Annotated in this window: 10 protein-coding genes, 1 tRNA gene and 1 pseudogene; 8 read left to right on the top strand and 4 right to left on the bottom strand. The window is 57.4% G+C overall.

Translation table 11 applies throughout. The features are described from left to right. Positions 1–12 precede the first annotated feature (12 nt). The 3 genes from hemC to CHN51_RS02535 are packed head-to-tail and all read left to right on the top strand — an operon-like array spanning position 13 to position 2,663. Entirely contained in the window at positions 13–966 is a 954-nt protein-coding gene (hemC, locus tag CHN51_RS02545) for a hydroxymethylbilane synthase (protein WP_100092609.1), read from the top strand. Continuing rightward, positions 963–1,649: a uroporphyrinogen-III synthase gene (locus CHN51_RS02540; RefSeq protein ID WP_100092608.1), complete on the top strand. Its 687-nt coding sequence runs from the start codon at positions 963–965 to the stop codon at positions 1,647–1,649. Before hemC ends, CHN51_RS02540 begins: the two co-directional genes overlap by 4 nt. Positions 1,650–1,694: 45 nt before the next feature. Next, on the top strand, positions 1,695–2,663 hold the full coding sequence (locus CHN51_RS02535) for a hypothetical protein (protein WP_100092607.1): 969 nt from the start codon (positions 1,695–1,697) through the stop codon (positions 2,661–2,663). On the opposite strand, the gene CHN51_RS02530 is transcribed toward CHN51_RS02535, so the two are convergent. Together CHN51_RS02530 and CHN51_RS02525 are read right to left on the bottom strand one after the other, a co-directional pair. Further along, entirely contained in the window at positions 2,660–3,067 is a 408-nt protein-coding gene (locus CHN51_RS02530) for an acyl-CoA thioesterase (protein WP_100092606.1), read from the bottom strand. The two genes, CHN51_RS02535 and CHN51_RS02530, sit on opposite strands and share 4 nt — an antisense overlap. Next, positions 3,064–5,130 (bottom strand): S9 family peptidase, encoded by a 2,067-nt coding sequence (locus CHN51_RS02525; RefSeq protein WP_100092605.1) that lies wholly within the window; start codon positions 5,128–5,130, stop codon positions 3,064–3,066. The genes CHN51_RS02530 and CHN51_RS02525 overlap by 4 nt, the downstream gene beginning before the upstream one ends. Positions 5,131–5,231: 101 nt before the next feature. On the opposite strand from CHN51_RS02525, the gene CHN51_RS02520 reads away from it, so the two are divergent. Genes CHN51_RS02520 through CHN51_RS02510 form a run of 3 tightly spaced genes read left to right on the top strand, consistent with a single transcriptional unit; the run spans position 5,232 to position 7,984 of the window. After that, positions 5,232–7,013 (top strand): aminopeptidase P family protein, encoded by a 1,782-nt coding sequence (locus CHN51_RS02520; RefSeq protein WP_100092604.1) that lies wholly within the window; start codon positions 5,232–5,234, stop codon positions 7,011–7,013. Positions 7,014–7,072: 59 nt separating this feature from the next. Next, positions 7,073–7,459 carry a VOC family protein gene (locus tag CHN51_RS02515; RefSeq protein WP_100092603.1) on the top strand — a complete coding sequence of 129 codons (387 nt, stop codon included), beginning with the start codon at positions 7,073–7,075 and terminating at the stop codon, positions 7,457–7,459. 33 nt (positions 7,460–7,492) lie between these two features. Beyond that, positions 7,493–7,984, top strand: a complete 492-nt coding sequence (locus CHN51_RS02510; protein WP_100092602.1) for a thioesterase family protein — start codon at positions 7,493–7,495, stop codon at positions 7,982–7,984. A gap of 9 nt (positions 7,985–7,993) precedes the next feature. Here the strand turns inward: CHN51_RS02510 and CHN51_RS19690 are convergent, their stop codons facing one another. Next, positions 7,994–8,146, bottom strand: coding sequence for a hypothetical protein (locus CHN51_RS19690; protein WP_164088913.1), 153 nt, complete (start codon positions 8,144–8,146; stop codon positions 7,994–7,996). A 131-nt stretch (positions 8,147–8,277) separates the two neighbouring features. Here CHN51_RS19690 and CHN51_RS02505 point away from each other — a divergent pair. Next, positions 8,278–8,352, top strand: a tRNA-Thr gene (locus CHN51_RS02505). Between the two features lie 645 nt (positions 8,353–8,997). Here the strand turns inward: CHN51_RS02505 and CHN51_RS02495 are convergent. Next, positions 8,998–9,567 (bottom strand): annotated as a pseudogene (locus CHN51_RS02495) (IS3 family transposase); the annotation flags it as partial. A 596-nt stretch (positions 9,568–10,163) separates the two neighbouring features. Between CHN51_RS02495 and CHN51_RS02490 the strand changes: the two are divergent. Continuing rightward, positions 10,164–13,151 carry a TonB-dependent receptor gene (locus CHN51_RS02490; protein WP_206169954.1) on the top strand — a complete coding sequence of 996 codons (2,988 nt, stop codon included), beginning with the start codon at positions 10,164–10,166 and terminating at the stop codon, positions 13,149–13,151. The last annotated feature ends 9 nt before the right edge of the window (positions 13,152–13,160 follow it).

Genomic DNA, 13,160 nt, shown 5'->3' with positions numbered 1-13,160 from the left:
ACAAGCGCTATCATGAGCGACAACGCCAAAAAAGAGATTCTCGCCGGTCTGGACCGGCCCTTGCGTATCGGTACGCGCCAATCCCCGCTGGCCATGGCGCAGGCGCAGATGACCGCCAATGCGCTGCTAACAACCCATGGATGGCGGCCGGATCAGGTTGAACTGGTGCCGATGATCGCCACCGGCGACCGGATACAGGACCGCGCGCTTGCCGATGTGGGCGGTAAGGCTTTGTGGACCAAGGAACTGGATCACGCGCTCGGGAATGGTGAAATTGACTGCGCGGTGCACAGCATGAAGGATGTCGAGACCATCCGGCCGGAGGAATTCATTCTCGCAGCGATGCTGGAGCGGGCCGATATCCATGACCGGCTGATCGGAGCGGAGTCGATCGATGCGCTGGCGGAAGGAGCCATTGTCGGCACCGCATCCCCGCGGCGCAAGGCACAGCTTTTGCGGCAGCGGTCCGATCTCGATATCAGACTGATTCGCGGTAATGTGCAGTCCCGGCTGCAAAAAATTGAAAATGGCGAATATGACGCGACGTTGCTCGCTGCCGCAGGCCTGAAACGTCTTGATATGGAAGATGTGGGCAGCGAAATTTCCGATGAGGTCATGCTGCCAGCTCCGGCGCAGGGCGCGATTGGTGTTGAAGCGCGATCCGAAGACCCGCATGTCCGCAAGCTGATGCACGCGATCTCCTCGACGAACACATTTCGTGCCGTCATTGCCGAACGCATGCTTCTGAAACAACTGACTGCAGATTGTCACAGCCCGGTGGCAGCCCTGGCGACGATTGACGGATCCACCATTCATCTGCGGGCAGAAATTTTGCTGCCCGATGGATCGGAGCATATTGAAGGGACATCCAGTTTCGACACCGGCGATGTCTCGGCGCCCGGCATATTGGCCGACAAGCTGCTGGGTCAGGCGAGCGCGGAGCTAAAGGCCGTATTTGGACGATGACGCTGCCGCTGCTGATTCTCCGGCCGCTCGACGGGGCGCTGCAGACCGAACGGCGAGCGGGGGATCTGGGGCTGCAAACAGTGGTTGATCCGCTGTTCACGGTTGAACCGATATCATGGTCCGGTCCGGTGGCGGCTGATTTTGATGCCCTGCTGCTGACCAGCGCCAATGCAGTAAATTATGGCGGAGACCGGCTCGGCGATTTAGGATCGCTCCCCGTGCTTGCGGTCGGTCAGGCAACCGCTTCGACCGCACGACATGCAGGTTTTAACGTGCTGCATAGCGGCGATTCCGGCGGACAGCGATTGCTGGACCAGCTGGAGGACAATCGTTTCCGTCGCGTCCTGTGGCTGGCTGGCGAGCAGCATAGCATGCTGGACCCGGGCGATCGGCAAATGACGGTCGTTCCCGTATACCGGTCGCGGGCCATGGCATTGGGGGAGAAGGCCATAGCCTGCCTGAAAGGCGAAACGATAATCCTGCTGCACTCGCCGCGGGCGGCAAGGCATCTCGTCACCGAACTCGACCGGTTGCACATAAAGCCGGATCGGCATCAGGTGTTGGCCTTTTCCGAAAAAGTCGCGGCCGCAGCAGGAGCGCAATGGAAAAGCCTGCAGGTCGCGGACCGTCCGGATGACGAGTCTTTACTGTCTCTGGCGACCCGACTATGCCAGAGGGAATGAGAATATTTGGTTCGCCATGACGCCGGGCCGGGAAGGAAAGCCGGAATGAGTCGCGATTATGAAAGGCTTTCGCCATCGACAGGCAAGAGCAATTTGACGCGTAATGTGCTGATTTTGATGGTTGTGGCTTTTGTCGGCGGGGCGATCCTCACCGGATGGATATTGTCCCGCTACAACCCGTTCGACACCAGCTCGGACACGGAAGCTGCGGCGGTTGCCGAGGGGACCGGTACCCAGGCGGCGCCTGATCCTGCAACCGCGCTGGCCAACCGTATCGATGCCGACGGCAGCGTCCTGCCGACGCCGGCACAAACCGCAGAGGCTAGTCCTGCAGCTACCTTGACACCCGATCTGGAGCGCGCGCTGGCGGTGCGCGTTGCCGATCTGGAAGATCGCCTGTCGCGGATCAATGTGCAGGCGCAGGCCGCATCCGGCAATGCGGCGCGGGCCGAGGGCCTGTTGATCGCCTTTGCCGCCCGCCGGGCGCTGGATCGCGGTTCGCCACTTGGTTATATCGACCCGCAGTTGCGGCTGCGTTTCGGTGATGCCCAGCCCAAGGCGGTAACGACTATTGTCAACGCCTCCCGCCAGCCGGTGACGCTGGAAGAACTGTCGGCAGGACTGGACGAACTCGGCCCCACGCTGATGACCGGCTCGAGCGGTGCAGGCTTCTGGGCCGACTTCCAGCGGGAGCTGTCCGAACTCTTCGTGATCCGCCGCGAAGGCACCCCGTCGCCGGCTCCGCAACAGCGCCTGATCCGGGCAAAACGCTATGTCGAAACGGGCAATGTCGATGCCGCGATTGCGGAAATCGAAAAATTGGCCGGAGCCGACAAGGATGAAGAATTCTTGCAATGGATGGAAAAAGCCCGGCGCTATAATGAAGCACGGCGCGCGCTTGACGTGATTGAAACTGCGGCGATACTCGAACCGCAACAGTTGCGGACCGCCGAAGGGGAAAGGGTGGACCAGCCCTCACCGCTTGCTCCGTCCACGGCGATACCCGCGCCTTAGGTTTCCAGAAACAGCGCCGCTAGATCGGCAGGAACCCGCACCGGCTTGCCGCTTGCCCGATCGATGATCGCCCAGTTGGTTTTTGCTGCGACCTTTGTCCTGCCGTCAGGGTCGGTAAAACAGACGTTGCGCCAGAAGCGGGCACCTTTGGGCGGTTCGGAAATCCAGGTGCGTCCGGTCACGGTTTCGCCGGCTTCGACATTGCCGCGATAGTCGATTTCGTGCCGCGTCACGACCCAGATATATTGATCGATAGCCTGTTGCGGTGCGACGGCGTTCCAATGGGCTGTCGCCATATCCTGGATCCAGCGCACCCAGACCGCATTATTGACGTGGCCGAGTTCGTCTATGTCCTCCGGTCGGGCGGTGATCGAAAGAGCGTAGGCCGTTTCCGGCGGTTTCATTCGGATATGCCCATCTGCCAGAGGATGAAGGCGAATTCCTCTGCGGTTTCTTCCAGCGCGTTCCAGCGACCCGACTTGCCGCCATGGCCGGCGCCCATATTGGTCTTAAGCAGCAGGATATTGTCATCCGTCTTGGTGGCGCGCAGCCTGGCGGTCCATTTCGCCGGCTCCCAATAGGTCACGCGCGGATCATTGAGTCCACCGGTGATCAGCATCGGCGGATAATCATGCGCTGTCACATTGTCATAGGGCGAATAGCTGCGGATATATTCAAACGCTGCCTTGTCGGTGATCGGATTGCCCCATTCCGGCCATTCACCGGGGGTCAGCGGCAGGCTTTCGTCCTGCATGGTGTTGAGCACGTCGACAAAGGGCACATGCGCGACGATCGCACCCCATAGGTCAGGATCGCTGTTGACGATCGCGCCCATAAGCTCGCCGCCTGCTGAACCGCCCGAAGCAGTGATCCGGCCCCTGCTGGTGTAGTTTTTGGCAATCAAGCCTTTTGCCACATCGACAAAATCGTTGAACGTGTTGGTCCGTTTGGTCAGCTTGCCGTCCAGATACCAGTTCCGGCCCAGATCATCGCCGCCGCGGATATGGGCAATGGCATAGACGAAACCACGGTCGACCAGGCTGAGTCGCGTCGTCGAGAAGCTCGGCGGCACGGCATAGCCATAGGCACCGTAGGAATAGAGATGCAGCGGCGCGCTGCCGTCGATCCTGGTATCCTTGCGATATACCAGAGAAACCGGCACCATCGTTCCGTCGCGCACCTCGATCATCAGCCGCTCGGTGACATATTGGCTGGCGTCATAGCCGGACGGAATTTCCTGCACCTTGAGTGTTTCGAGGGACTGGTCGGACAGATGATAATCGAAGACCGTGCCCGGGGTGACCATCGAGTCATAGCTGAGCCGCAGCTTGACGACTTCATATTCCGGATTGTCGTCGAGCCCGGTGCTGTAGCTGGCCTCGGGAAAGGCGATGCGCTCGACCTTGGCGGGATCGTCATAGGAACGGATTTCAACCTGATCGAGACCGTTTTCGCGGCCCTCGGTGACGTAGAAATCTTTGAAGGTAGAGACGTCGGTCAGGTAAAATTCATCCGAACCGGCGATCAGGGTCGTCCAATTGTCGGGATCGGCGACCGGTGCCGTCGCCAGCCGGAAATTCACATGATCGTCGTTGGTCAGGATATAGAGCATATCATCATGCTCCTCGACCTCATATTCGCGACCGGTCTTCCGTGCGGACACCAGAATGGGGTCGGCCAGCGGATTGTCCGTTGGCAGCAGTCGCACTTCGCTGATTTCGTGATCACCGGTCGAGATCACGATATATTTTTCGGAATGGGTCAGGCCGATGCCGACGCGGAAGCCCTCGTCATCTTCGTGATATAGCTCGACATCCTCGGCAATATCGCTGCCCAGTACATGCAGGCGGGCATTGTCGGTGCGCCATTGTTCATTGGCGAGGCCGTAGAGCAGCATTTTGGAGTCGGCGGACCAGACTAGACTCGACAGGGTGCCCGGAATGATATCGGGGAGTAGCTCACCGCTGGAGAGGTCCTTGATCCGCGCTTCAAACCGTTCCGAACCATTATCGTCATAGGAATAGGCCAGCAGGCGGCCATCCGGAGACACCGATGCCGCGCCCAGACGGAAATATTCCTTGCCTTCGGCCAATATATTCTCGTCGAGCATCAGCTGGTCTTCGCCGCCCGATACCGCCTTGCGCCAATGCTGGCGATATTGCATACCCTCCTCGAACTTGGCCCAGTAGAGCCAGTCGCCATCCTTTTGCGGCACCGAGCTATCGTCTTCCTTGATCCGCGCCTTCATCTCGGCGAACAGGGATTTGGTCAGCTCTTTTCGCCCTTCCATATTCTGTTCGAACCACTGGTTCTCCGCCTTAAGATAGGCAAGTACATCCTCGTCCTCGACAACCGGATATCGCGCATCTTTTAGCCAGTGCCACGGGTCGTTGACGACGTATCCGTGCCGTTCGTAACTGTGGGGACGCTGTTCTGCAAATGGCGGACGAGTCAGCTTTTTGGTCATATTCTCTCTATATCTCCAGCCGGATTTAGGTGGCGAATGGGGCTCGGAACTCCTATGTGTTCGACGATAAGCTAATTCAAGGAGTTTGCTCGGCGATGTTGATGTCTACCTACGAAGCGCGCCTCAAGGCGTTGCGGGAACAAATGCAGAAAGACGGTCTCGATGGCTTTGTCGTGCCGATCTGTGACGAGCATATGAGCGAATATGTCGGCGAATATGCGCAGCGCCTGGCCTGGCTGACCGGCTTTGGCGGCTCGGCCGGCTCGGCTGTCGTGCTGAAGGACAAGGCGGCGATGTTTATAGACGGGCGCTATGTCGTTCAGGTCCGCGACCAGGTCGACGGCAATCTCTATGAATATGTCAATGTAGCGGACCAGAAGCCGCATGAATGGCTCGCCGCCAATGCGCCCAAGGGCTCGAAAATCGCTTATGACAGCTGGCTGCACACTCGCGAATGGGCGGAAACGGCCAGCAAGGCATTGACCAAGTCGGGCGCTGAACTGGTCGCGGTGCAGCACAACCCCGTCGACGCGGTCTGGGAAGACCAGCCCGAGCGTTCGCCAGAGAAGCTCGCGGTCCATAGCGATCAATATGCCGGAAAATCGGCGCGGGAGAAGCGGGCAGATGTCGCGACATGGCTCAAGGACAAGGGCTATGACGCCACCGTCATCGCCGCGCTGGATTCGGTTTCCTGGTTCTTCAATGTCCGCGGCAAGGATATTGCGAACACGCCGGTACCGCTGGCTTACGCGATCGTGCGCGCGGACGAGACGGCGACCCTGTTTGTTGCACCGGAGAAGCTGACCGACGCGGTGCGTGAACATCTCGGCAATCATGTCGAGATCCGCGACTATGACGAGCTGGCCGACGCCTTGTCGGACATGGCCGGCAAAACCGTTGCGGTTGATCCGGAACGTTCGGTGGCCGCCATTTTCGAAGCGCTCGACAATGCGGGTGCCACTATCGTCAAGGACCGCGATCCGACCATTCTCGCCAAGGCGATCAAGAACGAAACCGAGATCGCCGGCCACAAGGCCGCGCAGAAGCGCGATGGCGCGGCGCTGACCAAGTTCCTGCACTGGATGGCGAACGAGGCACCCAAGGGCGGACTGGACGAATTGTCGGCGGCCGCCCGGCTGCGCAAGTTTCGGGAGGAGAATCCGGAACTCAAGGATCTCTCCTTCAACACGATTTCTGCCGCCGGCGATCATGGTGCGCTGCCTCATTATAGTGTGAACGAGGAGACCAATCAGCCGATTGAGTTGAATTCGCTCTATCTGGTCGACAGCGGCGGCCAATATCTTGACGGCACCACCGATGTTACCCGCGTGGTTGCTGTCGGCGAGCCGACCGCGGAAATGCGCAAGCGTTACACTCAGGTCCTGCAGGGCCATATTGCGCTCGACCAGGCGGTGTTTACCAAGGGCACGACCGGCGGTCAGCTCGACATATTGGCGCGGCAATATCTCTGGGCCGATGGCGTCGACTATGGTCACGGCACCGGTCATGGCGTCGGCAGCTATCTATCGGTGCACGAAGGCCCGCAGCGGATATCCGGCGCCGGCGGTCTGAGCGAAGCGCTGCAGCCGGGCATGATCCTGTCCAACGAACCGGGCTATTACAAGGCGGGCGAATTCGGCATCCGCATCGAAAATCTCTTTCTTGTCGAGGAACGTGAGATCGAAGGCGGCGAACAGACCATGCTCGGTTTCGAGACGCTGACCTTCGCGCCGCTCGAACGCAAGCTGATTGACGTCGACATGCTCTCGCAAAGCCAGCGCCAGTGGGTTGATGATTATCACGCCAGGGTGCGCGCGATGATTGCACCGCAGCTCGAGGGCGAGCCATTGGAATGGTTGGAGGCACAGACTGCCCCTCTTTGAATCCGTTGACGCCACTGGTTTGTTCCTGTAATGTTCTTGTCTGATAAGGAGGGAAGAACATGATCGGCTATGTCACATTGGGTACCAATGATCTGGAGAAAGCGGCGAAATTCTATGATGCGCTCGCCGGTGAAATGGGTGTCGGACGCATGATGGATTTCGACCAGTTCATTGCCTGGGGCACGATGGGCGGCGCGCCGGGTATTGCCGCGACCAAACCGTTCGACGGACAGCCCGCCAGCGTTGGCAATGGTGTGATGGTCGCACTGGAAGCGAAGGACATAGAGCAGGTGCAGCGTCTCTACGATATCGCGCTCGCCAATGGCGGAAGCGACGAGGGCGCGCCGGGACCGCGCGGCGACGAGGGTTTCTACGCTGGCTATTTTCGCGATCCCGACGGCAACAAGCTCAATGCCTTTTGCATGACCGCTGCCAAAGCCGGTTGACAGTCAGGCGGCGCTGGGGAAAGAGCCGGCGCCATGACCGAACAGAAAAACCCCCGCGACGGCTTTCGCCTGATCACCCCGATTCGCGTGCGCTATGCCGAATGCGATTTGCAGGGCATTGTCTTCAATGCCCATTATCTCGCTTTTGCCGATATCGGCCTGACCGAATATATGCGCGCGCTTATGGCGGAAAGCGGTACGCAGCCTAGCGGCGAAATGCTCGGCGGCTTCATGCAGCATTTCGGCGGCGACAACTGGGTCCGCCACGCCGATGTCGATTATCGCGCGCCGGCGCGGGCCGACGACCTGCTCGATATAGCGGTCCGGATCACCCGTTTCGGCCGCACCAGCTATTCTCTCCTCGTGCATCTCTTGCGCGGAGACGAGCTGCTCAATGTGGTCAAGCTGACCTATGTCTGGTTTGATCCCGAAACCGACAAGGTGGCGCCAGTGGCCGCAAAATTTATCGAGGCGGTCAATGATTTCGAGATCATCAAACCGGAGCGGGCGGTGGTAAACGCCTAGGGTGCGATTCTAGGACTGCGCTTCGGCATCGGTGTCGCCGTGTACCATCTGTTTTGCCTGGGCCTTGCGAAGACGCAGATTGGCGCGCAACTGGGCCGCCAATCGCTCGGCTTTCTCCGCTTCCTTGCGCATTTTTTCCGATTTGGGCTGGGGTTTTGGCATGGCGTCTGATTGCATTATCCGGTGAAAAACGCAACTCCGCTTGACAAGATCGCACGCATTTGGTCTTAGCGCCTCGGTTCGGTCGAAACCGCCCGTCAGGACGGCTATCGCCAACGCATCAAAATGGTCCGGCTGCTGTAGCTCAGTGGTAGAGCGCGTCATTGGTAATGACGAGGTCGAGAGTTCAATTCTCTCTAGCAGCACCACCATTTTTATTCTTTAAAAACAACTACTTAGTTGTAGAGGCATACCTGGATATTGTCGCGCAATGTCCGAGGGTTACACTCCATTGCTGCACCGGCTCGGTCGCCAGAGACGCTCTGGAAGCCACGGATATTATGCTGAGTTTCCATGGATTATCTCTAGGGCCCAAATATTGGAGTCCAGATGCAGATGGATGGATTTGGCGTAGAGATCATTTTGAGGGGTAATTTCCCCTGAGTTTCTAGCTTATGCGAACCTGAACATGATACGCTGGCTGGCCCAGTCCAGTGGGATATTGTTCTTCCGCATGATCTGGCGGCCGGTAAGTTGCGGCGGCTGGGTCCCGTTGATAATAGCGGCGATGATATCGGGAGCCAAATAACTGAGGCGAATGAGCTGGTTGATATGTCGTTTGGAATAATCAGAGACCATCGGCTGCGGAATATTGTGAATGACATGATCCCTTGCTGCAAAAGCATGAGATATGAGGCGGAGCAGTATGGGGTCGGCCTCGCAAGTCGCGGAACCCCGATCAGGAGCAATAGCGAGTTTCCGTTCGATGCCCCTTGATACCAGCTTGGCTTCGACGCTAAATTTGTGCCTGGATTAATGGTCGTTGAGGAGCACATTGAATAGCCCTTAGTTTTCTAGACACCTTCAGTTTTCATTTCGTTTTGCCGTTCGAACTTTGCGGGTGACAGCATCCCGTTCCTAGTGTGTTTTCGCCTCGGGTTATAGAACATCTCGATGTAATCGAAGACATCCTGCCGAGCCTTTATGCGTGTTTTGTAGGTCCGGCGCCGTATTCGTTCACGTTTCAACAGATTGAAGAAGTTCTCGGCAACAGCGTTGTCTTGACAGTTTCCACGTCGGCTCATGGAGTGTTCCAGATTGTGTGCCCTGAGGAACGCAGCCCAGTCCATGCTGGTAAACTGGGAGCCTTGGTCCGAGTGGATCAGCACCTTGCGCTTTGGTTTGCGGCGCCACACGGCCATCAGCAATGCCTGCAAGACGACATCTGTCGTCTGCCGGCTCTGCGGCGACTAACCGACCACGCGGCGGGAGTAGAGGTCGATTACGACAGCCAGATAGGCAAAGCCTTCCAACGTCCGGATATAGGTAATGTCCGTTACCCAGACCTTGTCAAATGCCTCCACATCAAACTGTTGGTTCAGCGTATAGCTGATGGCCAAAAACGGCTTGCCGCCATATCTGCCCGAAATCTAGGGGCTACTCAAGAGTTGGAGCTGCCGGCAATCCCGGGGCAGTTCATTTCCAGGCCTTGACCGTTGTCATCGCCAAGGCTGCAACGAGCGCGGTGACCGCGACCAACAGGAGCAATTTGTGAAACAATTTAAGTGTCATAGATTGCTTCTCTATCCATCCTATCCCGATTTATAGGGAGCAATTGTGGTCGTAAGTTGAGCAGGCCGCCCTCCCGACATAACGCACATGGTGACGTGCGCTTCACCCCTGGCGCATATCCGGGGTGATCAGCGTTTGTCGAAGCAGAAGAATTGTCTTTGCCGTGGGCTTGAAGTGGACCTTTGCCGGGGTCTTGTTCGTGACGCTTTTGGCCAACCGGAAAGGCCAACAGCCCTGTTTCCCAATTGCGACCTGAAGCTCTTTAATGGCTTTCCCGCGGAACGCAGGCCGCCCGGGAGCAGCTGTTCCGGAGGGCAAACTGTGCAGTAATTGCGGTATATATAATTGGTATGACAATAAAAATTATAAAGGTATGCTATATAGGTTGACAAAATGTTCAGACCAAGGCAGTTTCCCATCAAATATAAGAGTACAGGGAGAGGATTCGATGAAAAAGGCAAGTATATCTGCGTCCGGCAAAGTTTTGCGGCGGCGCGCGTCGGCGTTTCTGTTGGCAGGGACGGCAATGACTCTGGTGGCTGCGCCAGCCTTCGCCCAGGAAGCGGAGGATGATCAGGCAGATGACAATGTAATTGTGGTTTCCGGCATCCGCGGCTCGCTCGCGAAGGCGCTGGATGAAAAGCGCAATGCGGAAAGCCTTGTCGAAGTCATTCAGGCCGAGGATATCGGCAAGCTGCCCGACCAGAATCTGGCCGAGGTTCTCGAGAATATCACAGGGGTGCAGATCACCAGAGAGGCCGGTATCGGAACCGGAGTCCAGATCCGTGGTTCCAACGATAACCGCATTGAGATCAACGGGGTCGGTACCGTCGGGTCCGGTTCGGGGCGCAGTGGCATCAATTTTGAAGATATCAACGCGGCGATCATTTCTTCGCTCGAAGTTATCAAGGCGCCAACGGCCATGACAACCGAAGGTTCGGTCGGTGGCACCATCAACCTGCGCACGATCCGCCCTCTGGATCTCCGGGATACGCTAATCGCTTTCCGCGCCCAGGGCGAATATAGCGAGCAGTCGGAAAGCGTTCAGCCCCGCATATCAGGTAGTTTTGGCAAAAATTGGGACACCGGTGCGGGCCGTATCGGTATCGTGCTCAGTGGGAGCTATGCCAAGCAGGATGCTTCGTCATCGCGTCCTCGTGTCGACCGGGATACTCTGATTCCCCAGGGAACCAGCGTGACCGCAGCGGGGGCTCCTGGTCCGGATTTTGACTATCTTGGTATCCAGTTCCTGAACCAGGAGTTCGAGATTTTCAACTACGAGACTTATAATGTCGCCGGTTCGCTCGAATGGGCGCCGTCAGACAGTCTGAAATTATATGTCGACGGTTTTTACAACAAGCAGACGCGCCGGCAGCAGAGTACCAGAATTCAGGGCTCAGGCGTGAGTTCAGTCCGTAATACCAACGTCCCGGATACCTTTGAAACGATCAATTTCGGTTCTCTCGGCGGTGTCGATCTGGGCAGCATCCAGGCGGCAGAAACCGGTACGCTTCAGCCGAATGTCCCGAATGAACCCAATTTGCGCTTCTCAAGCGATACCGGCGCCCGGCTGACCGAAAGCAATCTGATAAGGGCTGGCGGAGAATGGGAGAGCGGCCGATTCAAGGCACGGATCGAGGGGTCGCGTACGCTCGCCAGTTCGCGCACTCCCGACCTCAGCACGACGCTGAATTTCATCAACCCGAACACGCCGATTACCGGATCTGCGAACGATAACGGCACGCCGTTCGCTTATGATCTGTCCGGCGGGTCGCTCGCATTCGGAATAGATACCAGTTCGCCCTTTGCTCCGACGGTTGCCCAGCTGCTTGACCCGAACAACGTTGTGCTCGATGCCGTGTCGGTCAGCGACAATAGCAACAGGAATGTCGAATATACCGGGCGCATGGACTTCACGCTCGATCTTGAAGATCTGACTGGCTTTCTGACATCTTTTAATTTGGGTTATCGGTATAATGACCGGTCGACGGAGTTTAATGAAATAACGTCCAGCATCGGTCTGTCAGCACTGGCCGACAGTCCGAACGGGTCGGTGTTTTCCCAGCTGCTGGTTGCCGGGCCTTCTAATTTCGGCAAGGCCGATGGCCGGTCTCTGTTCTTCGGTGATTTTCTGATCATCGATCCGAATCTCGCCTATTCCGATCAGGCAGGAACGCTGGCCACATTGCAGGCCGCATTGCTGGCCGAACCGGGCGGGCGTGTATTGGCGGATCCCAGCTTCAATCCGGCTTCCTTTTACCGGATCACCGAACAAACCCACGCGGTGTACGGCCAGCTCAATTTTGCAGCGGGTATTTTTAGCGGGAACGCCGGCTTGCGCTACGTCGACACGGCCATCAATTCGGTGGGCAACAATGTCGATGCGAACGGCAATATAATCAATCAGACCAATACGCCGGGCAAATATCGGTTCCTGTTGCCAAGGGTCAATCTGGCGGCCGATTTGACCAGCGATATCGTGCTCCGGGCAAGCTATGGTCAGGATATCAATCGCCCCGATTTCGATTCCCTGAAAACATCTGTACGGTTTGGAACGGGTCCGAATACGCCGGTCGAAATCGGTAATCCGGGTCTGGTGCCGGAAAAAGTGACATCTTATGATGCTTCGCTGAGCTATTATTTCGCTCCTGCGGCGGTGGTCAGCGTTGGTGTCTTCCACAAACGGCGGACCAACCTGTTCGTAACGCTGGAAACTGCGCCCTTCGTCGATCCGGTTACCGGCTTCAAGGATATTACCGCGCCATGTGAAGGGGGCGGGATATATAATCCGATCGCCGATCGAAACGTATTTTCGGCCTCTCCCGGCAACGGGCTGTGCGTGCCGGTTTCGACCACGATAAACGATACGGGCGTGACCAAGCAGACAGGTGTCGAAGTTGCTTTCCAGTACAATCTGTCAGCTTTTGAAGACAGTATCGGCTTTGCATCCGGTTTTGGTTTGGCGGCCAACTATACCTATCAGAAGTTCAGCGGCGGGCAGGCAACCGACACATCCGACGCGGACAGTCGCGGAACGGCTATTCTTGAATCGAGCAGCGGTCTTACCGGTCCCTTTACAGCGGTTCAGGGCTTGCTCGATTTCTCGCCGCATGCCTATAATGTCACGCTGTTCTACGAGAAATATGGATTGTCGGCTCGTGCGCGTTACACATGGCGTGATGCGTTTCGCACGCTGGACACCGCTGGTGGGGCAACCCAGGGCAGCACGATTGGTTTCCCGGTCACTACTGCGGCGCGTGGACAGCTGAACGGCAGTATCACCTATGATCTGACCGATAATATCAATATCGGTGTCGAAGGCGTCAATCTGACCAAGTCCAAAATCGAGCAATATTGTGTGAACGATGGCGCGTTGCTGTGCTTCCAGGGTTTGCCGGACCGGAGACTGACATTTGGCGCCAGCATCAAGTTCTAGCCGTATCTG

This window comes from Sphingorhabdus sp. YGSMI21 (assembly GCF_002776575.1).
Taxonomy (GTDB): Bacteria; Pseudomonadota; Alphaproteobacteria; order Sphingomonadales; family Sphingomonadaceae; genus Parasphingorhabdus.
The sequence above is the reverse complement of the archived record's forward strand: the minus strand, read 5'-3'. Positions and strand labels throughout refer to the sequence as shown.